Origin of the sequence: Peribacillus acanthi (assembly GCF_003073175.1) — a bacterium.
Taxonomy (GTDB): Bacteria; Bacillota; Bacilli; order Bacillales; family DSM-1321; genus Bacillus_BN; species Bacillus_BN acanthi.
On the sequence record NZ_QBBX01000019.1, the window covers coordinates 1 to 21521 of the forward strand.

Annotated in this window: 27 protein-coding genes; 11 read left to right on the plus strand and 16 right to left on the minus strand. The window is 36.8% G+C overall.

All coding sequences use genetic code 11. The annotated features are described in order from the left end of the window. Window positions 1–136: 136 nt before the first annotated feature. Window positions 137–1072 carry a ferrochelatase gene (hemH, locus tag DBX25_RS16585; RefSeq protein ID WP_108671896.1) on the minus strand — a complete coding sequence of 312 codons (936 nt, stop codon included), beginning with the start codon at window positions 1070–1072 and terminating at the stop codon, window positions 137–139. A gap of 47 nt (window positions 1073–1119) precedes the next feature. Then, window positions 1120–2166 (minus strand): uroporphyrinogen decarboxylase, encoded by a 1047-nt coding sequence (hemE, locus tag DBX25_RS16590; RefSeq protein WP_108671897.1) that lies wholly within the window; start codon window positions 2164–2166, stop codon window positions 1120–1122. A gap of 291 nt (window positions 2167–2457) precedes the next feature. Between hemE and DBX25_RS16595 the strand changes: the two genes are divergently transcribed. Then, window positions 2458–2982, plus strand: coding sequence for an antibiotic biosynthesis monooxygenase family protein (locus DBX25_RS16595; RefSeq protein WP_108671898.1), 525 nt, complete (start codon window positions 2458–2460; stop codon window positions 2980–2982). A 389-nt stretch (window positions 2983–3371) separates the two neighbouring features. Here the strand turns inward: DBX25_RS16595 and DBX25_RS16600 are convergent, their stop codons facing one another. From DBX25_RS16600 to liaF, 3 genes are read right to left on the minus strand one after another with little or no spacing between them, the layout of a single operon-like run. Further along, a complete protein-coding gene (locus DBX25_RS16600) occupies window positions 3372–4013 on the minus strand; it encodes a response regulator (RefSeq protein WP_108671899.1) in 642 nt (213 codons plus the stop codon). Continuing rightward, complete coding sequence (locus DBX25_RS16605; protein WP_240620371.1) at window positions 3985–5046, minus strand: sensor histidine kinase; 1062 nt, start codon at window positions 5044–5046, stop codon at window positions 3985–3987. Before DBX25_RS16605 ends, DBX25_RS16600 begins: the two co-directional genes overlap by 29 nt. A 13-nt stretch (window positions 5047–5059) precedes the next feature. Beyond that, entirely contained in the window at window positions 5060–5845 is a 786-nt protein-coding gene (liaF, locus tag DBX25_RS16610; RefSeq protein WP_108671900.1) for a cell wall-active antibiotics response protein LiaF, read from the minus strand. 271 nt (window positions 5846–6116) lie between these two features. Between liaF and DBX25_RS16615 the strand changes: the two genes are divergently transcribed. Beyond that, window positions 6117–7514 (plus strand): hypothetical protein, encoded by a 1398-nt coding sequence (locus DBX25_RS16615; RefSeq protein WP_108671901.1) that lies wholly within the window; start codon window positions 6117–6119, stop codon window positions 7512–7514. 48 nt (window positions 7515–7562) lie between these two features. Here DBX25_RS16615 and DBX25_RS16620 read toward each other — a convergent pair whose 3' ends face one another. Next, window positions 7563–8234, minus strand: coding sequence for a phosphatase PAP2 family protein (locus tag DBX25_RS16620; protein ID WP_108671902.1), 672 nt, complete (start codon window positions 8232–8234; stop codon window positions 7563–7565). A 204-nt stretch (window positions 8235–8438) separates the two neighbouring features. Here DBX25_RS16620 and DBX25_RS16625 point away from each other — a divergent pair, with 204 nt between their 5' ends. Next, window positions 8439–9614 carry a M20 family metallopeptidase gene (locus DBX25_RS16625; protein WP_108671903.1) on the plus strand — a complete coding sequence of 392 codons (1176 nt, stop codon included), beginning with the start codon at window positions 8439–8441 and terminating at the stop codon, window positions 9612–9614. Window positions 9615–9801: 187 nt separating this feature from the next. Here DBX25_RS16625 and DBX25_RS16630 read toward each other — a convergent pair whose 3' ends face one another. The 3 genes from DBX25_RS16630 to DBX25_RS16640 are packed head-to-tail and all read right to left on the minus strand — an operon-like array spanning window position 9802 to window position 12513. Beyond that, window positions 9802–10521 carry an EcsC family protein gene (locus tag DBX25_RS16630; protein WP_108671904.1) on the minus strand — a complete coding sequence of 240 codons (720 nt, stop codon included), beginning with the start codon at window positions 10519–10521 and terminating at the stop codon, window positions 9802–9804. Window positions 10522–10577: 56 nt separating this feature from the next. Further along, on the minus strand, window positions 10578–11777 hold the full coding sequence (locus DBX25_RS16635; protein ID WP_108671905.1) for an ABC transporter permease: 1200 nt from the start codon (window positions 11775–11777) through the stop codon (window positions 10578–10580). Beyond that, a complete protein-coding gene (locus tag DBX25_RS16640; RefSeq protein WP_108671906.1) occupies window positions 11770–12513 on the minus strand; it encodes an ABC transporter ATP-binding protein in 744 nt (247 codons plus the stop codon). Before DBX25_RS16640 ends, DBX25_RS16635 begins: the two co-directional genes overlap by 8 nt. A gap of 623 nt (window positions 12514–13136) precedes the next feature. Here DBX25_RS16640 and DBX25_RS16645 point away from each other — a divergent pair. From DBX25_RS16645 to DBX25_RS16655, 3 genes are all read left to right on the plus strand, one after another. Next, window positions 13137–13556 (plus strand): HIT family protein, encoded by a 420-nt coding sequence (locus tag DBX25_RS16645; RefSeq protein ID WP_108671907.1) that lies wholly within the window; start codon window positions 13137–13139, stop codon window positions 13554–13556. Between the two features lie 121 nt (window positions 13557–13677). Continuing rightward, window positions 13678–14787 (plus strand): 3-phosphoserine/phosphohydroxythreonine transaminase, encoded by a 1110-nt coding sequence (gene serC, locus DBX25_RS16650; RefSeq protein ID WP_108671908.1) that lies wholly within the window; start codon window positions 13678–13680, stop codon window positions 14785–14787. Window positions 14788–14878: 91 nt separating this feature from the next. Next, window positions 14879–15397 (plus strand): tryptophan transporter, encoded by a 519-nt coding sequence (locus DBX25_RS16655; RefSeq protein ID WP_108671909.1) that lies wholly within the window; start codon window positions 14879–14881, stop codon window positions 15395–15397. Window positions 15398–15453: 56 nt separating this feature from the next. Here DBX25_RS16655 and yhzF read toward each other — a convergent pair whose 3' ends face one another. Continuing rightward, window positions 15454–15645, minus strand: a complete 192-nt coding sequence (gene yhzF / locus DBX25_RS16660; RefSeq protein WP_108671910.1) for a membrane protein YhzF — start codon at window positions 15643–15645, stop codon at window positions 15454–15456. 265 nt (window positions 15646–15910) lie between these two features. On the opposite strand from yhzF, the gene DBX25_RS16665 reads away from it, so the two are divergent. After that, a complete protein-coding gene (locus DBX25_RS16665; protein ID WP_108671911.1) occupies window positions 15911–16300 on the plus strand; it encodes a YtxH domain-containing protein in 390 nt (129 codons plus the stop codon). A 174-nt stretch (window positions 16301–16474) separates the two neighbouring features. Next, complete coding sequence (locus DBX25_RS16670) at window positions 16475–17059, plus strand: HTH-type transcriptional regulator Hpr (protein WP_108671912.1); 585 nt, start codon at window positions 16475–16477, stop codon at window positions 17057–17059. Here DBX25_RS16670 and DBX25_RS16675 read toward each other — a convergent pair. Continuing rightward, on the minus strand, window positions 17056–17403 hold the full coding sequence (locus DBX25_RS16675) for a DUF1878 family protein (protein ID WP_108671913.1): 348 nt from the start codon (window positions 17401–17403) through the stop codon (window positions 17056–17058). The two genes, DBX25_RS16670 and DBX25_RS16675, sit on opposite strands and share 4 nt — an antisense overlap. Window positions 17404–17548: 145 nt before the next feature. On the opposite strand from DBX25_RS16675, the gene DBX25_RS16680 reads away from it, so the two are divergent. After that, window positions 17549–18091 (plus strand): DUF3267 domain-containing protein, encoded by a 543-nt coding sequence (locus DBX25_RS16680; protein ID WP_108671914.1) that lies wholly within the window; start codon window positions 17549–17551, stop codon window positions 18089–18091. 373 nt (window positions 18092–18464) lie between these two features. Then, window positions 18465–18644 (plus strand): hypothetical protein, encoded by a 180-nt coding sequence (locus tag DBX25_RS21465; RefSeq protein WP_108671974.1) that lies wholly within the window; start codon window positions 18465–18467, stop codon window positions 18642–18644. 85 nt (window positions 18645–18729) lie between these two features. On the opposite strand, the gene DBX25_RS16690 is transcribed toward DBX25_RS21465, so the two are convergent. The 3 genes from DBX25_RS16690 to DBX25_RS16700 all read right to left on the minus strand — a co-directional run bounded on the left by DBX25_RS16690 (window position 18730) and on the right by DBX25_RS16700 (window position 19141). Continuing rightward, window positions 18730–18819, minus strand: coding sequence for a YjcZ family sporulation protein (locus DBX25_RS16690; protein WP_108671915.1), 90 nt, complete (start codon window positions 18817–18819; stop codon window positions 18730–18732). A gap of 63 nt (window positions 18820–18882) precedes the next feature. Then, entirely contained in the window at window positions 18883–18966 is an 84-nt protein-coding gene (locus DBX25_RS16695) for a YjcZ family sporulation protein (RefSeq protein ID WP_108671916.1), read from the minus strand. A gap of 85 nt (window positions 18967–19051) precedes the next feature. Next, on the minus strand, window positions 19052–19141 hold the full coding sequence (locus tag DBX25_RS16700) for a YjcZ family sporulation protein (RefSeq protein ID WP_108671917.1): 90 nt from the start codon (window positions 19139–19141) through the stop codon (window positions 19052–19054). A 187-nt stretch (window positions 19142–19328) separates the two neighbouring features. On the opposite strand from DBX25_RS16700, the gene DBX25_RS16705 reads away from it, so the two are divergent. Next, a complete protein-coding gene (locus DBX25_RS16705) occupies window positions 19329–20201 on the plus strand; it encodes a peptidylprolyl isomerase (protein WP_108671918.1) in 873 nt (290 codons plus the stop codon). Window positions 20202–20261: 60 nt separating this feature from the next. On the opposite strand, the gene DBX25_RS16710 is transcribed toward DBX25_RS16705, so the two are convergent. After that, a complete protein-coding gene (locus tag DBX25_RS16710) occupies window positions 20262–20459 on the minus strand; it encodes a sporulation YhaL family protein (RefSeq protein WP_108671919.1) in 198 nt (65 codons plus the stop codon). A gap of 77 nt (window positions 20460–20536) precedes the next feature. After that, complete coding sequence (yhaM, locus tag DBX25_RS16715) at window positions 20537–21481, minus strand: 3'-5' exoribonuclease YhaM (RefSeq protein ID WP_108671920.1); 945 nt, start codon at window positions 21479–21481, stop codon at window positions 20537–20539. Window positions 21482–21521 lie beyond the last annotated feature (40 nt).

Genomic DNA, 21521 nt, shown 5'->3' on the forward strand with positions numbered 1-21521 from the left:
AACGTATTTTAACCGCATTCCTATCCAAAAATGACAAAAGACATCGAGAGGGAGGCCTCTCGATGTCTTTTGTCGACAATCTGCGGCAGCCTCATTTCAGGCTGCCGTTTTTCTATAATTACTTTTTATAAATTCTCTACATTTGCTCTAATTTGTTTAATACAACTGTTGCCATCGCATCTACAAATAGGGAATCTGTATTTGGCATGGCAGGACGGTAATAAGAAGCCCCAATTTCATCTGTAACGACTTTACACTCGTAATCATTGTCAAAAAGCACTTCTAAATGATCTGCCACAAATCCAACAGGAATGTAGACAAACGATTTATAACCTTTTTCTTCGTGAAGGTCTCTTGTTAAATCCTGAACATCAGGACCTAACCATGGCTCAGGTGTGTTTCCAGCACTTTGCCAACCGACATAATAATTTTTTACACCTGCACCTTGAGCGATTAAATCAGCTGTTTCTTGTAGCTGATTTGGATATGGATCACCCATTTGAAGAATCTTCTCAGGTAAGCTATGAGCAGACACGATTAATGCAGCAGAATTCCTATCCTCATCGTTCATACTAGCATACGTATCCTTTACATGGTTTACCCAGTACTCGATGAATTTTGGTTCATCATACCAGCTCTCTACAAAAGTAATGTTCGGACCACCAATCTCATGTGCCTGTTTTTCAGCACGCCCATTGTACGACTTTACACTGAACGTTGAAAAATGAGGAGCAAGGACGATACTTACCGCTTCTTCTAATCCGTCTTCCTTCATTGCGGTAACCGCATCTTCAACAAATGGTTCAATATGTTTTAAACCTAAATAGGCTTTGAACTCGATTTTATCTTGAATACTATTTAGAAGATCTTGAAGAGCATTCGCCTGTTCTTGTGTAATTCTTGCTAACGGAGAGATTCCTCCAATTGCCTCATAACGGCTTCTTAAATCTTCAAGCATCTCAGGAGATGGCTTTCGTCCATGTCTAATATGAGTATAATAACGTTCTAAATCCTCTTCTTTGTATGGAGTGCCATACGCCATGACTAGCAAGCCCATTTTTTTCTTTTCCAAAGGTCATTCACCTCATAAAATGTAATCTTTTCAGATAATCCGAATTATTAATTAGAAAGCTTGGAAGCTGAGTATTCATGGATCAAAGCAGTCAAACGCTTTAATGTGTCTGGGTTAACTTCTGGGAATACACCGTGACCAAGGTTAAAGATGTACCCTGGCTGTGCCATTCCTTGATCAAGGATTGCTTTAGCACGTTCTTCGATTACTTCCCAACGAGCTAAAAGAATAGAAGGATCGAGGTTTCCTTGTACCGTTTTAGTAATTCCCATCTCACGCGCCTGTGAAATTGGAAGTCTCCAATCTAAACCGACCACGTCTAAAGGAAGTTCATGCCATTCCATCGCTAAATGGCTGGCACCTACTCCAAACATAATTAATGGAACATTCTCTTCACGCAGGGAGGAGAAAATCTTATTCATCACAGGTTTGATGAAGAAACGATAATCTTCTACATTCAATGCTCCAACCCAACTATCAAAGATTTGGATCGCTTTAGCCCCTGCATTAATTTGCGATTTCACGTACGTAATTGTTGTTTCTGCCAATTTGTCCATTAACGCGAACCAAGCTTCTGGCTCTGAATACATGAATGCTTTTGTTTTGTTGTAGTTTCTAGATGGACCGCCTTCAATCATATAAGAAGCAAGTGTAAACGGTGCACCAGCAAAACCGATTAATGGAACAGTCAATTGTTCTTGAGTTAATAGCTTAATTGTATCTAATACATATGGCACATCTGTTTCTGGATGGATTTCTCCAAGTTTATCAACGTCTGCTCTAGATCTAATTGGATTAGAAATGACAGGACCGATTCCCGACTTAATTTCAACGTCCACGCCAATTGCAGGTAGTGGAGTCATGATATCTTTATATAAAATCGCTGCATCTACCCCATATTGATCCACTGGAAGTTTCGTTACGTATGCACATAGCTCCGGTTGATGTGTAATTTCAAATAGAGAATACTTTTCTTTGATTGCACGGTATTCTGGCTGAGAACGACCAGCTTGTCTCATATACCAAACTGGGACATAATCCGTTTTTTCGCCCCTAGCAGCTTTTAAAAATGTGTCATTAATTTTCATCGACATTAAGAATTTCCACCTTTCATGCAGTAACAAAACACAAATTATTTCGAACTCGTAACATATGATATCAATATAGCCTTTTCTACTATCGTTGTATAGATAACCTAGTACATTGTCAATAAATTGACGAACTTTCCTTTATGTAATAACACTATAGTTTATATATACCCTAAAACCTTCCAACTCAAGCTTACATGACAGAATCATTGTTTAACATAAGAAACCTCGTGGTAAATAGGAACAGTAAAGGATAGATAGTATGAATTAGTCCAGACTATTGATGAGGTGAAGAAAATGTTCGTACATATTACATCAGGAACTTTTGACTTTCTACGTAAAAAGCGTGACCAACATCGTGATGAGAACATGCTATTGCTTCAAAATGCAGAATCTACATTTTTAGTCCACGAATCAAATGATAAAAAGTCTTTCTTCAGCAGCCCTAGAAGCTATGAACATGTAGATGCAGTAGGTGAACTAAAACAAAAAGGATTCATTGTCATGAATAATATCCCTGTTTCAAAAGAAGGACGTCCTATCTTTGAGCATCGCTTTAAAAATCGTCCTGGTCAAATCGAGAATCAACCTGGATTTTGGGCAATCCGTATTCTTCGCCCTCTTCATTCAGATACCTATATCATTCTAACACAATGGGAAAACGAAAAGTCATTCAATGAATGGCAAAATTCACAATCTTTTTCCCATGCACATGGCCAAAAACAAGATGGTCAAGAAGCGTCTTCAACCACAACGATTTTTTCGGGTTCTTCCTATGTGACCAAATACATTGTGCCTGTATTGGAAGATGAAGTTTTTTAAACTTTAGGGCTATTTCCGAATAGCTTGTCCGTTGATTTCCGCTCCAGACACTTGCTTTCCGCGGGGAGGGTTGGAGCCTCCTCGGCGCTTGCGCCTGTGGGGTCTCCAACTTCCCTCTATTTCCCGCAGGACATTGAATAATCTTCCTCGAATTAACACCGCACGAAGGAAATGCGTATGCATTTTCGAGGAGGAGAGTGTCCTCCGCTACAACCAACTCAGAATGTTAAAGTTAAAGTACACTAAAAAGCAACAAACCTTTTGACAACAGCCTAAACTTTAACAGATTAAGCCCCAAAACATATATGATAGTTTTAGGGCTTAATCTGTTATATAGTGTTTTTAAAGTGCAACCAATGTGACCAAAGAAACTTTTAATATTTTCCTATTTATTTTATTTTTCGCAAGTTATTTCTATTGGCATAAACCGCTGCTTGGGTACGGTCACTGACACCTAGTTTGCTTAATATATTGCTGACATGTGTTTTGACCGTTTTGATTCCAATAAATAAGTCCTCTGAAATCTCTTGGTTCGTCATTCCTTCTCCAATACATAAAAGCACGTCCATTTCACGATCCGTCAGCTGATCATGAAGTTTTTTTTCAGAGTTCCTAAGCTTCTTCATCATTATATTCGTGACTTTTGGTTCAATGACTGATTCACCCTTATAAGCTTTTCTAATGGCTGAAAGGACGTCGAAAGCCGAAGAGGTCTTTAGTAAGTAGCTAAAAGCCCCTGCCTCAATGGCTGGAAGAACTTCCTCTTCATCATAATAACTAGTAAGAATGATAATTTTACAACTCGGTAAAAAAGAAAGAATCTCTTTAGTTGCATCAATTCCCGTACCATCTTCCATTAATAAATCCATAAGGAAGATATCTGGCTTCACTCTTTTTGCAATTTGGATAGCTTCTTTACCACTCCTACCCTCACCGACCACTTCTATGTCTTTTTCAGTCTTTAAAAAAGACAGCATACCTTTTCGTACTAATTCATGATCATCAACGACTGCCAATCGAATATGATCCATCTCGTTCACCTGCCTTAAAAGGAATTTTCACTAACAAATAGGTCCCTTCATCTTGCTTAGAACGAATTTGAAAAATTCCACCCATTTCGTCCGTCCGCTCCTTCATCGAACGAATTCCATAAGATGCCATTCGTTCGTCACAGGGATTAAAGCCTACCCCATTATCTCTAATATAAAGTTGAACATAAGAATCACATTCACTAAGCTCTACTTGAATCCTAGTAGCTTCTGCATGCCGGATTACATTCGTGACAGCCTCTTGGACAATTCGGAATATATGCATTTCTGCACTTTTGGAAAGGTGAAACACATCATCAATACTTACCTGAAATTGCATACTCGTTTTATCTCTCAATTCCTTAAGCAATTTTATAATCCCATCACTTAATGAATCTTCGGAAAGTTCGACAGGACGTAGATGAAGCAGTAGTGCCCTCATCTCACTTTGTGCCTTCATTGATATTGAAGAAATTTCTTGTAACACTTGCTTCGTTTGATCAGGTTCATCATCAAAGGTTTTTAATGAGGTGGCTGACATCATGTTCAGTGCAAATAATTGTTGACTAACTGCATCATGAAGCTCCCGTGCAATCCTTTGTCTTTCCTCCAACACAGCCGCTGCTTGGGCACTCTGTGCAAGCTTGGATTTTTCCTCTGCCAATCTTTGAATGGAATGTACATGTTCTTGAATATAATCCGCCAGTTCATTTAGTTCTTTGAAAAGAACTCCTAACTCATCAGATTCATATTTGGTAATTCGTTCAGAAAGTTTTCCACTCCTTAAGGTTTGGATAAACGCATTTACTTCGCCAAGTCCTCTTTTCAAAATATATGCATTACGAATCCCAAAATAAGCTGCAAGAGATAGTAATAATCCTAAAACCAATACAGAAAGCCAAATGGCAGCAGTCAAGGAAACGACTGGTTTATGTGCTAATAGGATATACATTTGAATGATGACGAAAAAAACGAGGGAACTTATCAAGGCGAACATCATATAGCTTTGAAAAAAGAATGAACGTAACCCCTTCAAACGGACCCCTCCTTTACACCCTTTGGATACTTATTGAACCTATACTAAGATTAATCTTCAAATCTAATCTTTGTATTGCCTCATCATACTTATCACTTTGATAAAAAAATCCATCACCCTTTGCTTGAGCCATAGTATGGTTAAAAATATCTAAGTTACCAATTTTCACATTGGCGTCAATCCGAACCTGCAAATGTTCTGGTATCACGATTGTGACATTTCCAATCCAACCTTCAATTGAAATCGGAATTTCTCGCTCAGGAATGAATGCCTTTGTGATATCAAAGTTGTAATCCCCAATCATCTTATATAGCTTCATCGGTTCTAAGGACCAATTTGAATCTACCATCTCGACAGTTCCAATTGAGAATGCCTTAATTGGTTCAAAATCGCCTTTGGTCCTCTCCCTTGATTCAAAGAGGTTTTTCTTATCAATAGTAATTCTTGCTTTAAATCCTCTTTTTGTAATAAGCATCTTTAAAGCTAAGAAAATAATTAGAAGAGGCCATAAATCTAAAAACATCCCAGAATTAAAATCTACTAAACCCCATTTACTGCATGCCAATAACCCAAAATAGATGGTTAAATAAAAGCTTACTAACATCCTAACTCCAAATGGATTTTTAAAACTACCTACAAACCATATTCCGACAATCACTAATGCCAGTAAAGGAAAATAATCGACAAAAATCTGTTTTATTTCCAAGGAAATGACATTAACATTCACCAATAAAAGAAGCATTCCAATTCCAAACAACAGAATAGCAATTACAATCTGCTTCATTGTTTGTTCCTTCAAAGACAGCCTCTCCTTTCATTACTAGTATGATTCTACTATTCTCGAATCTTTCCTTCTTTTATCTTAATAAATAGATGATGGTACGGGAACTTGTCAGAGCCTTGTTCCGTGTCCGTCTTAAGGCTGAATTGTTCTTTGGAAAAAGTTTATAAACAAAACACCAATATCTTCGCCCCTACATATTGTGTAGATAAGAATTTGGGGCATTCGCCTTATACTAGCTGGCAACGCCCCAATCTTTATTTCTTATCTTCGGAAAGGGGGATTATTAATGGGGATTGAGCTTACGGCTCTTCATTGGATTTATGTTTTGTTTATCGTGTTAATCATCGGGGTTATGGTGATGAGAAGAGATACAACCTTAATATGTATTGCTGGGATTTTCACCTTGGCAATCGTTGCAACGGGTAGTTTATCAGGGTCCATTAGCGGGATATTCAATAGTTTTATATACGCTATCACTGAACTGCTTCCTACCATCCTTGTCATTTCAATCATCGTTGCAATGAGTCGAGTTTTGACCAAAACCGGAATAAACGATGTGATGATTTCGCCATTTGCCAAGCTGATTCGTTCACCAGGATTAGCCTATTGGACTATTGGTATATTAATGATGATTATCTCATGGTTCTTTTGGCCTTCTCCAGCAGTTGCACTTCTTGGAGCGGTGTTGCTTCCAGTTGCAATCCGAGTGGGCTTGCCTGCGCTTGGTGTGGCTATGGCGATGAACTTGTTCGGTCATGGTATTGCGCTATCAGGGGATTTCATCATTCAAGCAGCACCTAAATTAACTTCAGACGCGGCTGGTCTACCCGTAGGCGAAGTAGTGTCTGCAAGTGTGCCACTCGTATTCGTCATGGGTCTAGTCACTACAGTATGTGCTTTTTATTTCTTAAAAAGAGATATGCGATTGAAGCGACTAACTGTTGATAGTAGTGTGATCGAAGACTCCACTGATATTGTAAAAGCAGATGAAAGCTTGTTAACGAAGTCGCAACGCAATTTTTTTGCCATCCTTATCCCTATCGCTTTCGCATTGGATGTAGTAGCCATGTCCATGTTGAAATTACAAGGCGGAGACGCTACAGCACTAATCGGGGGTACTTCAATTTTCATCCTCATTATTTTATCTCTTATGGCTCATAAAAACAGAGGCTTGGAGCAAACCACTTCCTATCTCATTGACGGGTTTCAGTTCGGATTTAAAGTGTTCGGTCCAGTTATTCCAATCGCAGCTTTTTTCTACCTTGGAGATTCAGGTTTCATAAAAATATTAGGTGAACATTTACCAAAGGCTTCACAAGGGATCGTTAACGATTTAGGTGTCGCTCTTGCCCATTCTGTCCCTTTAAGCAAAGAAATGGCCGCCATTGTTTTGACTTCAATAGGTGCTATTACCGGGCTTGATGGTTCAGGGTTCTCAGGGATTTCCTTAGCCGGTTCCGTTGCAAACCTGTTCGCAACTGCTATAGGAGCTGGTGCTGCTACCTTGACCGCTCTTGGGCAAATATCAGCTATTTGGGTAGGTGGAGGTACATTAGTACCATGGGCATTGATTCCAGCAGCCGCTATTTGTAAAGTGGATCCGTTTGAACTGGCACGAAGAAATCTTCTGCCTGTAACAATTGGATTAATAGTTACCACCATCGTTGCAATGTTCTTAATATAAATAAAAAACTCGAGCATGTTTCAAAAGACAGGCTCGAGTTTTTGTTTTCTATATCTGATTTTCTTTACTCATAAATTTATATAATTCTCTGTAGATTTTTAAGACACTCAGTACAAATAAGCAACCAATTGCATAGCCTGCAAAAACATCTGATGGATAATGTGCACTTAATACGATTCGACTAATGCCTACAGTCAGAATCATAAATGCTGCCCAAATCCAGACTACCAGTTTCCATTTCGTTGATTTTAGATACATCGTTGTGAAGTATGCAACAACCACATAAAAAATAAAGCCAACCATTGCGTGACCACTCGGAAAACTATGACCAACAGCATCAACAGAAGCATCTATAAAAGGTCTCTCTCTTCCAACGAAGGATTTTATTGCTTTATTTAATTGGTCTCCGCCTGCCACTGCCAGTACCACCATTGCCATTGCAACATAATTTTTCTTTTTAAACCATAAGAACGCTAATAAAATTAATGTCCCAGACCCAATTCCAATCTTAGAACCAAATTCAGTCATGAAAGTAAAAAATGCCTTGCTACCTCCTTGACTCCAAGCTTGGAAAAAAGATTGGACTGGTGCTTCCCAACTAAAATCGACTCCCGACCTAACGCTTTTAAATAAATAAAAGAATGTCAAAGCAGACAAAACTAATAAAATTGAATATACGTATGTAAAAGTTCCTTTTTGTTTAACGTTTTGATTCATCATCCTTCTCCCTTCATTTCAATACTTGAATCATACATTCCCATTCTATTCTAGACAACCATAATTTTCCCTTTTCATAGCCTGCCCCAATTTAGAAAGAATTTAAGATAAAAACCATGAATAGAACGGTCCGGTAAGAAAGCAGTCATGATATACTAGTTAATAGAATATTTTTACTATTACATATATTCAACAGGGGGAGATTCAATGTTACAAAAGGTGCACTCGCTTCTTGACTCATCATATGAAGAAATGGTTTCCATTCGAAGGTATTTACATCAACATCCAGAGTTATCTTTTAAAGAGTATAAAACAGCTAAGTATATTGCTAATTTCTATCACCAACTTGGTATTGATGTTCGAGAAAATGTCGGTGGAAATGGAGTAGTCGCTAGGGTAAAAGGTGGAAAGCCTGGAAAGACCGTCGCTCTCCGTGCAGATTTTGATGCTCTCCCAATTCAAGATGAAAAAGATGTACCCTATAAATCTTCAGTCCCTGGTGTGATGCATGCTTGTGGACATGATGGACATACGTCGAGCTTACTTATGTTGGCTAAAGCGATACATACAGTAAAAGAAGAGCTGGAAGGAGAATATGTATTTATCCATCAACATGCAGAGGAATATTCTCCAGGCGGTGCAAAGCCTATGATTGAGGATGGATGCTTAGATGGCGTCGATGTGATTTTTGGTACTCACTTATGGTCTTTAACTCCGACAGGTACGATTGAATATAAAGTGGGTCCAGTCATGGCGGCAGCTGATCGCTTTACAATTAAACTTCAAGGCCAAGGCGGCCATGGTGCCCAACCGCATAAAACAAAAGATGCGATTGTGGCTGCTTCTCAGCTCGTCGTTCATTTGCAACAAATCGTCAGCCGCAGAGTCAATCCTATCGATTCCGCTGTAGTATCAATTGGTTCGTTCGTAGCTGACAATGCGTTTAATGTCATCGCTGATCGCGCGACTCTAGTTGGTACTGTTCGCACCTTCAATGAGGATGTACGAAAGGCTATCGAAATTGATATTGAAAAAATTCTAAAAGGGATTTGCCTTGCGAACGACTGCACGTATGAATATGACTATTCCTATGGATACCCTGCTGTAGTCAATCCGCAAGAGGAAACAGAATTCTTAGTATCGTGCGCGGAAAAAGTAGATGAGGTAAAAGCAATCATTGAAGCTGAAGCTCATATGGGTGGAGAGGATTTTGCATATTATTTACAAAATGTGAAAGGTACCTTCTTCTTCACAGGAGCGAAGCCAGAAGGGGTTGAAAAACCATACCCTCACCATCACCCACGTTTTGATATTGATGAAAAAGCCATGTTGATAGCTGCGAAAACTCTTGCCACAGCGGCAGTCACTTGTCATTCCAAATAAAATTGAAGAAGCCGAACCTGGATGGTTCGGCTTTTCTATTAGTCCTCACTGATTAATAAATTTAGTCGCGGATATACGTCCGAGTGTCATGGATATGTTCCGGATCTTGCGGATATGTTGAAAAAAGTGGCGGGTAACTATTAATACTCAGCAGTATTATTTAATGCTATTAACCAGTCACATATCCCTACAATTTTTCGCTTAATTTTCTAATTCTATAGCAATTCATAGCTGTTTCACCTAGTTGCTGAAGCAATTGATAGTTGGCGTAAGCACCAACTGCCGCCCCTATCACCGGCACCAACTGGAAGAACTTTACCACATCGATATAATCTCGATACTCTTGTTGGAATTGACGCCAATCGAGGTTTGAGACTTCCACTTTCTTTTCATCCCAATTTTCTATAATTTCTAGTACTTCCCGTCTTCTTTCATCACTGGAAAAAGCCAATTGAAATACATAAAGAATGAACACTCTTTCTTCCATATTTTTAGTGTCATACCCATAGATACTTGCTGCTTCGAATAGGAATTTCATTTTAATTGTAAGAAGCAGTGGAAAATCAGCTAAGCCTAACAGTATTCCACCTGCACCCGTTCCAGCACCTTCAATCATGGCTGTCTTCCTAAATGTACCTATTTTATCTAATAACCATTGATCCATTTCTTCAAGAGAAAGGAACTCAACATCTTTTTTCTTCGTTGTATAAGTAGCACCAGTCAAAGTGGTTTGGACCATACCTTTTATTGCATCTGTCACAATTTGGTGTGCCTTCTCAGGAATTACTGCATTCACTTTATTTTGAACCTGCTTTGATAATCGATGAATCATACCTGATCTTTTATAAAATTGACTCTTCCATAAAATCAGTTCTTGCATTACTTTTTCTTCATATAAATGGACCATACCATTTCACTCCTCTTTTATTTCATTACGGATATGGAGTAAAATGGGTTTCATTTCTATAATTTTTTCTTCATGTAAAGTGAAAAAATGAAAACAAACACTATTGATCCACTCATTAAAATCAATGCGGATAGGATTCCAGAGAATACACTTGCCACACTAGCCAAAATGAATCCTTGCACCACTAAGCTGATGGTCAAAAGCTCAGTAATGCTTTTTTTAATTATTTGTGGACGTAACGGATACAATTGAAGCCAGATTTTCGTTTCATGGTGTTTGCTGATTGTAAGTAATTGAAATCCCGTTAAATATAGAAATAATATGACAGCCAATAATTTAGCCCATACTGCCGGGAAAGCTGCCATTACAAATCCAGCAATCAACGTTAATCTTAACCAAAGTCCAGCGTAATCATTCGAGCGTAACAAAGTTCTAGCAAACAAATATTTATAAGTCGAACCGTGCTTGGATGGAATAAAAGATAAAATCCAATCAAGCCATTTGCGACGAGATACTTTATTTCTTAATTTTGGTACGTCCGTAAACATATTTGCGATCTGATAAAACCTCATCATTCTTTTGTTTTCTAATTCAATTATTCTTTCCCATTTCAAAAGCTTCACCCTGCTCATTTTTTCATAAGCAAGCCAAAGTCCACCTATAATGACACACATGACCAAAAGCAGATAATAAGGAGCTTTTGTAACTAGGAAAAGAATAAATACTCCATTCAAAATAAATCGGATCATCCAATCTTGATACAACGTAGATTTATATTGGAACTTCAAGATGCACCATCTCATCTTCATGTTGATGAAAGTCAGTATGAGGATGATGGCAATTAAGTATAAAAAATCACCAAACTTGCCGTTTAATACTTGTACATATAACGGCATGAGAGCCGCTAAGATCAAAATTGATACATATGAATTTAATATTAGACTTGCCTTAATCCCTTTTTGGAAATAGTTCTTTAATTCTTTTTCTAAAGGAAGCAAGAAAATCATATCAGGTTCACGTAAAAAAGTTTGAATCGGACTTACTGTAATTACTAGCGCGAGAAGAACAGACATGACCCATTCTGCCGGGAAGTCTTGATTTAAGGTAGCCACCCATTCGCTGTAATAGTATGCCAGTCCACCCATTCCTATCAACAACACAAACACAAGGTGTCCATTAAATATGTATCTTAAATATTTCGTTAATTCCTTCGTATAATTTTGAAAACGTTCCTTCCAAATATTATTACTAATCATGATCGTTTTCTTCCTTCGTTAACTCTATATATATATCGTCAAGGCTTGCAGTTGGCATATTGAACTGCTCTCGTAACTCAGGCAAAGTTCCTCGTGCCCTTACTTCCCCATTATGGAGGATGATAATACTGTCACAATATTTTTCAGCTGTTGCCAAAATGTGAGTAGACATTAAGATCCCCGCTCCATTTTCTTTCATTTTTTTCATTAAATCTAACAAGGATTGGATTCCTAGTGGGTCCAAACCAACAAACGGTTCATCCACAATATATAAAGATGGTTGGACCAAAAAGGCACACATAATCATCACTTTTTGTTTCATCCCTTTAGAAAAATGGGCTGGAAACCAAGTAAGCCTTTTTTCCATTCTAAATTCTTTCAATAATAAAGCCTTACGTTCTTTATATGTCCTTTCATCCAAATTGTAGGCCATTGCGGTTAAATTCAAATGTTCATCTAACGTTAATTCATCATATAAAATAGGGGTTTCGGGAACGAAAGTGAATTCTCGTCTGTATGCTTCGATATCCTGATGAGCTTCTTTTCCGTTAATCTTAACTTCTCCACCTTTAGGCTCCATAAGACCAATAATATGCTTGATGGTCGTACTTTTACCCGCTCCATTCAGTCCAATTAACCCAACTAATTCTCCAGCTTTCACCTCGAAACTTATTCCTTTTAACACAGGGGTTTTCGTATATCCACCCGTTAAATTATGTATTTGTAGAAGTGACATATATTCAATCCTTTCCAATATGGTTTTAGTTCTTTTAGTTTATCAGACCTAATCGATTTTTTCACAGTAACTGAATTTCCATAAAAAACCAATGTTTAACTTTCGAAAAAGCGGACATCATAATTAAGGAGGAAGCGATGACCCAGCGCAATGGATTAAGAAGTTCCACTATAGGATTTCAACCATTGAAATGAGGTGTCTGTTAAAGACATTGAAGCCGACTTAAAAACCTATTTTATTTTCCAAAAACGCAAGGGGATGATTAGCTTGCATGGAAAAAACGTTCATTCGTAAGTTTGAGGATCACCTTCAACTAATTTAAGTAAACTCTCAAATGAGGTGTTTGTTAAATACATCTACTATTTTATACGTTGATAAACATATAAAAATATAGGGGATGGTTACTTTGAACGAAAAACAGGATACTCTAAATCACACATAAATCATTTACCATTATAAATGAGGTGTTGATCGCAGAGAGATTAGTCTAAGCATTAGCTGACATTGCTTCCTCGAGCGGGGCAGGGTGCACAAGTCGTTGCACTCTGCCTTTTAATGTTTTCTTTTCCTCATATGTTAAAAGTGGTAAAATTAGGACAAACTTTTTCGAGGAGGATTATATTATGAGCGATTGTATCTTTTGTAAAATTGTTGCCGGAGAAATACCTGCTGCAAAAGTTTTTGAAAACGAACACGTTATGGCTTTTCTGGATATCAGCCAAGTCACAAAAGGACATACATTAGTCATTCCTAAGGTACATAAAGAAAATGTTTTTGAATTGACTCCTGAAATTGCTAAACAAATTTTTGAAGTTGTTCCTCAAATTGCAAATGCCATTAAAACGGAATTCCAACCAATCGGCTTGAATCTTTTGAACAATAATGGTGAAAAAGCTGGACAATCTGTTTTCCATTATCATATGCATATACTACCTCGTTATGGCGATCATGATGGTTTCGGTGCAGTATGGAAAACACATACAAGTGAATATACACCACAAGATTTGAAAAATATTGCTGATTCTATCGGACAACATATTTAATTCTACAAAAACTTCGATTTTCCCATCGAAGTTTTTATTTTTTTCACAACATTGCTTCAATTTCTGTTACTATTATGGAAACGTTTTGCTTTAATGCACAAAAGTGAAGGAGGACATATGTGTGAATAGAGCGTACAATTTTAATGCGGGTCCAGCAGCATTACCTGAGGAAGTATTGCAAAAAGCAAGCGGTGAATGGCTCGATATTTTCAACTCAGGTATGAGTGTCATGGAACTGAGCCATAGAAGCAAAGAATATGAAATGATTCATGAAAAAGCACATCATCATTTGCGTGATTTATTGAACATCCCAGACTCTCATGACATTCTATTCCTACAAGGCGGAGCAAGTCTCCAATTTTCCATGATTCCGATGAACCTTCTAACTCAAGGAAAAACAGCTTCCTATGTCTTAACTGGTGTTTGGTCTGACAAAGCTTTCCAGGAAGCTAAGAAAATCGGAGATGTGGTTGTAGCTGCATCTACAAAACAACATAGGTATACCCATATTCCTTCCCTACACAGTATTGAACTAGCAGAAGATTTAGCATATGTACATATCACATCTAACAATACCATCTACGGCACTCAGTGGCACTCGTTTCCAGATACAGGAGATATTCCTCTCATAGCCGATATGTCTAGCGATATTCTTAGTAAACCATTAGATATAAGTAAATTTGGATTGATTTATGCAGGCGCCCAAAAGAACCTTGGTCCATCTGGAGTTACAGTAGTAATTATTAGAAAAGACTTAATTAAAGATGGACTTGATCACATCCCGACGATGCTACAGTATAAAACTCACTCAGATCATCATTCACTGTATAATACACCTCCTACGCTATCCATTTATCTCCTTTCACTCGTTTTAGAATGGGTCAAGAATCAGGGTGGAGTGGAAGCTGTTGAAAAATTGAATCAACAAAAAGCAGAACAATTATATTCCGTCATTGATAAAAGTGAAGGGTTTTATAAAGGTCATGCAAAGGCTGATAGTCGCTCTTACATGAATGTGACATTTACTCTACCAAACGAAGCTCTTACTAAAAAATTTCTTGATCAAGCAAAACAGTCTGGTTTTATTGGATTGGATGGACATCGCTCAGTCGGAGGCTGCAGAGCTTCGATTTATAATGCTGTGCCACTTGAGCATTGTGAAAAACTCGCTAATTTTATGGTAAATTTTAAAAAAGATAACATTTCACTACTTTTATCACATGAGGTGTAATATAATAATGTTAAGTTTTTCGCAACAGGCATAGAGAGCACTGTTGGAGAAGCTAAAATAGTTAGCTAGATTAGCTGAGGAGAGATGAGAAATGAATACGAAAACTTTGGTATCCCTATCCCTATTGGTAGGTATAGGAGCCGCACTACACACAATTGTCCCAGGTTTCTTCCTTGGAATGAAGCCAGACATGATGCTCACTATGATGTTTTTAGGAATCATATTGTTTCCGGAAAAGAAAAATGTCCTTTTACTTGGAATTGTCACTGGCTTAATTTCTGCCATAACGACAACATTCCCTGGAGGTTTTCTTCCTAACATTATTGACAAATTTATAACTGCCTTTCTATTTTTAGGATTATTCATGGTAGCAAGTAAACTACGAAAATCAATCTTTACTGTTGGGTTCCTTACTGCAATTGGCACGATAATCTCAGGAATCATTTTCCTTGGATCAGCTTATTTCCTAGTAGGATTACCTGGCCCATTCGTAGGTTTGTTCGCCGCAGTTGTACTACCTGCAGCCGCAGTCAATACCATTACCATGATTGTGATATATCCAATTGTTAAAGGAATTGTTAAGAAATCAACTATTGCTACCGTACATTAATATTATTCAAGCCCTTGGCTCTTTAGCCAAGGGCTTTGTGTTTTCCTACAAACTTATCACACAAATATTCTAAACAACATTCCAAGTAATACAGCAATTCCCCCTGCTATACCTAGTAATGCCGCTTTCCTTCTAACCATCTGTTTAGGAGGATAAACGCCAGCATTAAAAGATTGTAAGAATAATGTGATTGAACCTATCAGCATTGCGGAACCTAGAAAGAAAAAAAACATGTGGAACTTCGCCATTTCCCCTTCCCTTCTTTCTTTTCTCGTTCTTCCATAAATATGCGACACGAATTAAATTATGAATTAGCGCACCGGGATATTATTTTTATATAATGAGTAGAGGGATATACAATGTTTAATTTTTCTACAATGTGATATACAAGTATAACAAGAGAACAAATAAAATATTGAAGCTGACTACTTAAAAAAAGTTTCTATAGAAAAAAAGGATTTTTTACACTTTTGTAGAAAAATGTAGAACAGCTAAAAATTGAGGAGGATCTTAATGAAGGCAAAATCTCTATTTCTTGGCTTTTTAACTGGTGCAGTGGTGGCCGGGGTAAGCACTCTCATGTACACTCCAGCATCCGGTAAGGATTTGCGTATTCGTATCAAAGAAAATAAGGACGAAATTAATGATATCCTTTTAGAAATCAAGCAAAGAATTATGGATATGAAAGATGAAACAATTCATGCCTCTAAGGTAAGTAAAGATACCATAAAGCTATTTATATCCGATGTTAAAGTACTAATCCAAACATGGAAAGAAAGTATTGAACCACATAAAGATGAGATTCAATATCGAATTAAAGAAATTGAGAATGCTTTAGGGGAGCTTGAATATATTGTCTCTTCCCCATCTGAGAATGAAATGGAAAAAGGGCAAACCAACTAACCAGAAGTAATATGAGGGAGATTTACCTTTTCTCTCTCTACATATCCCTATATTTTAATAACATAACAAAAAAACTTTAAAATTTCTAAAAATTTCGTTAATTTTTTCTTTATTATTTAATACTTTATTGTCATAATAAATAATAAAGACTCCTAAAAGTAGGTGAGTATTCAAATGCATGAAAAACATTATTCTATGAAAGAAGCCATGCTATTTAGTCAACGTGTTGCACAACTTAGCAAGGCTTTATGGAAATCAATTGAAAAAGACTGGCAGCAATGGATTAAACCATACGATTTAAACATAAATGAGCATCATATTCTTTGGATTGCGTACCATTTAAATGGAGCATCTATTTCTGATGTAGCTAAATTTGGTGTGATGCACGTTTCAACCGCTTTCAATTTCTCTAAGAAACTAGAGGAAAGAGGATTATTGAAATTCTCCAAAAAAGAGAATGATAAAAGAAATACTTACATTCAGATCACACCTGATGGTGAAGAGATTCTCCTTCAATTAATGGAATCCTACGAACCTAGCAAGAACGCTGTATTTTCAGGGGCACTTCCTTTACATGAATTGTATGGCCGCTTTCCTGACATGATTGAAATGATGGCAATAATCCGCAATATTTATGGCGAGGATTTCATGAAGATATTTGAGAAATCATTTGCGAACATTGACAAGGAATTTGAAGAAAAGAACGGAAAACTATCTAAGATTGACCCTGAAAAAGAAGTTGAGCCTGTACAGGGTTAGGCAAGCATGGAATGGAATTCATTCATGACTTCCGTATAAACCCCTTGTTTCCTACAGGCTTCAACTATTTCTTTTAGAGTTATTTTAGAGTTCATTTTATTTTTCAGTTCTTGCAGAAGCGGATAAAAATTCAAAAAACCTTCCGCTTTTTGTTTTTTGTATTTATTGCTCAACTCTTCACATAGTTCTAACAATTCTTCTGTTTCCTTTTTGGATAAATTCTTTTTTATGATTAATACATAAAGCTGTTCCTTTACTTCTCCTAGCATCATCATGATTAATTGTTGATGAAACTGCAATGTTTCAATCTTTTCAAATAAGTGTTCCATAGAATATTCTTTCATCTACTAATCTCCTTTTTCCCACGACAAAATTCATTTCCTGTTCTAACAAAAAACCATAAAAATTTCTATTGATTTTTTTCTATTCTCATAATAAAGTATGTAAGTGATTTTTAAATTTTTGCCTTCTGGAGGCTGAAAACAACTTATGAATTGCTGGAAATCCATTAATTTCTCAAAACAATATGGCTGGCCTAGAATTATGATTTTATCATTCCTTACAATGCTTCTATCTTTTACTGTCATTTATACATTTTTGAGTGTGGGCGTTAACCCAGCAAAATTGTATGATGATCGTTATGTTTGGTTGTTTGTAGGCATATTCATTATATACCCACTTCATAAAATGTTGCACTTTTTACCATTGATGGGGCACATAGATAAGGTTAAATTTTCAATGGGACCATACAAATTTTTCCCAATTGTATCATTTCGAGTGATTGAACCAATCCATAAAAATCTTTTTATATTGGCACTACTTTCACCATTTATTATCATTACAACCTGTTTATCTGCGGGAGCATTACTTCTTGAACATTACGCCCATTATTTTACGATTTTATTATCCCTTCACATTGGTTTATGTGTTTCTGACTTTATAAGCATAAAAAATATCTTAGGTTCTCCTAACCGTTGCTTCATTGAAGAAAATGAAGACGGATATGAAATCCTTGTTTCCAAAGAACAATAATTGTCCACTGCAAGCATCCAAAATGGATGCTTGTTTCTTCACCTAGACTTCTTCTAATATTTGTAAAATTTTACTTTTTAATTTTCACTCTAGCCTCTCCCACCTATGTTGATTTGGAAGACTTCTCAGCGCATTCGGTTTCAATCAACACAGAGCAAAAAGTAAATAATGGACATTTTTAAACATGTCCTATTACTTATACGAATCAAGACATATGTTTACTTTCATCCTATTTAATCTCATAAACTTTCGGACTATCTTTTTTATGAATAATTTGATATCGTAATTGTACAGAAATGTTTGTAACTATGGTTTAATTTACAAAACCTTTAGAAATTAGGTGTAAGGAGGGAATGCATACGTGTTCTCACTTCTGTCTTTATTATTCATTCTCTTCGCGGCAGTTATACTTTTTAACATTAATAATTTGACAAATAATCTCTGCCTACAAAAAGAAATACCCGAAGAAAAACAAGCAGGAATATTTCGTACGATCAATATATTGATTACAATTTTGCTTCTGTCTTCATATGTTGAAATATCTTTTACATAATCTATGTAGAAAAGGTGAAGTCTTTGCTTCACCTTTTTTTGTGTACTGCAATCGGATTATATCCTATTACACGTACACCTTTATTTTATAGCCATGCAGCTCCGATGATGATCAAAAGAATGAACAACACCACTAACAATGCAAAGCCACCGTTGTGTCCACATCCACCTGACATTCTGTTTCCTCCTTACATAAGGTTCCTTTATTTGTCTTTAACTAAACAATTTGTTCAGTTATATTACAGCCATGCTGCACCTACAATTACCAATAAGATGAACAATACGACGATTAAAGCGAAGCCGCCTTGGTAGCCCTGACCCATTGTAACACCTCCTTTTATAAGTGTTACCCTATCCTATTCAAATCACATTCAATAAGAGTAGGCTCCTATCACAATTGCGAAGAAATTAGCAAATGTAAGCTGCACCTACGATAATTAACAAAATGAACAATACTACTAGCAACGCAAATCCATTGTTGTGAAAGCTTTGGCCCATTTTTCATACCTCCTTTTTTCTCTTCGAAGTATCATATGTAAAAGAAGGCAAATGGAATAGGCAAATAGCCCAGTTCTGGTGAAATTTCCTATTTGTCCACTCATTTTTTTTGCCATCATTCCTTTTTGTGTTATAGTAGGTGATATGGATTTTAAAATACGATTAATTTCACAGGAGTTGTTAACACATGAAAAAGTGGGTTTTATCCCTGGCATTAACTGCTAGCATCGTAGGTTTGACGGCTTGTAATAACGCAGATAGTGGAAATTCTGAAGTAGTTGTTAAAACTAAAGCAGGGGAAATTTCACAAGATGAATTATACCAAGCTATGAAAGAACGCTACGGTAATCAAGTTCTTCAAGAGCTTGTATACGAAAAAGTTCTATCTGATAAATACAAAGTGACAGATAAGGAACTTGATGAAAAAGTGGACAAGCTGAAGAAAGACCTTGGTGATAACTTTGAAATGGCCCTTGCTCAATATGGCTATAAAGACGAAGAAGATTTAAAAAGATCCTTTAAAATTGGTATGCTTCAAGAAAAAGCAGCTATCAAGGATATAAAAGTTACTGAAAAAGAAATGAAAGAATACTATGACAACATTAAGCCAGAGATTCACGCTCGCCACATTTTAGTGGATGACGAAAAAACTGCTCAAGATATTAAGAAAAAGCTTGATACTGGTGCAAAATTTGAAGATCTTGCAAAAGAGTATTCAAAAGATCCAGGTTCTGCTGAAAAAGGTGGAGACTTAGGCTGGTTTGGTACAGGTACAATGGTTGCTCCTTTCGAAGCGGCTGCCTATGCACTTGAGAAAAATGAAATTAGTGATGTCGTGAAAACTGAGCATGGTTTCCATATCATTCAGCTAATTGATAAAAAAGAAAAGAAATCTTTCGAAGATATGAAGAAAGAAATCGAATATGAAATCAAAGTATCCAAACTGGACAGTGAAAAAGTCCAAAAAGTGATGGATAAAGAACTGAAAGAAGCTAATGTTGATATTCAAGATAAAGATTTAAAGGATGCATTAAAAGCTCCTGAAGCAGATGCACAATAATCAATTTTTTAATCAAGAAAACCCCGTCGAGTCGACGGGGTTTTCCTATTCTGTTTATCTTTATGCACCTGAACTGATTTGTTTTCGTTTTTCCTTTTCCTCATTCATCCTAGTAATAAAACGTTCTCCTTCTTGCTCAATCCATTGATCCTCTATTTGCTTTTCTTGACGGGCAGCTCTTACGGCCATAAACCCACTGACAATAATTCCAGCTATAACAAAATAAACCCAAATCTCCACTTTTTTCCCGCCTTCCATCTAAAGGGTTTGTCCATACTTTCTAAATCCTATGATACAAATAAAAAAAATATGCCCTCCAAAAGGAGAGCATATTATCATTCATGAAATCCAGGTTTATAGAATGAACGATTGTCCAAGGCAAAAATTCGTTCTGTATATTCCCCAGGCTTCACTTTATCTAAAGCACGATCTAACATATTCATTTTCGCATCAATATTATCGATATAATGTAGGATTTCCGCTTCCTTAATCATTGGAGGCTTCGGACTACCCCATTCAGCTTTTCCGTGATGACTTAACACCATATGTTGAAGAATCATAACTTCTTCCCCTTCAATCTCCAACGCCTCTGCAGCCTTTCCAATTTCATTTACCATAATCGTAATATGACCAAGAAGATTACCTTCTATTGTATACATCGTTGAAACCGGACCAGATAGTTCAATGACCTTTCCTAAATCATGCAAAATGATACCTGCATAAAGCAAATCCTTATCCAGATTTGGATATAGTTCAACAATCGCCTTAGCGAGATTTAACATACTTACGACGTGATAAGCTAGACCTGACATGAATTCATGATGGTTTTTTGTAGCTGCAGGGAATGTTAAGAACTCTTGTTGATGTTTTTTCAATAGATAACGGGTAATTCGTTGAATGTTTGGATTCCTCATCTCAAAGATGAATTGGTTGATTGTGTCTGCCATTTCATCCTTTGGAATCGGTGCAGTTTGAATCAAACTCGCCATTGTAACTGAATCCGATTCATTCGTCGGACGGATTTGTCGAATTTTCAATTGATTACGTCCACGATAATTCTGAATTTCTCCACTGATTTTGACTGTTTGTTCAGCTACATACATTCTCTCAAAGTCTTCATTGATATCCCATAGCTTCCCTTCAATCTCACCTGACTTATCGGAAAGAACAAGGGATAGGAATGGTTTTCCGTTACTAGCTGTCCCCTTCGTACTCGATTTAATATATAAATAAGCCTCGAAGACTTCTCCAACTCCATAATAAGCTACACCTTTGTCCAAAATAATCCCCCCGGTTAAATGGTGATTTAAGTATACCATA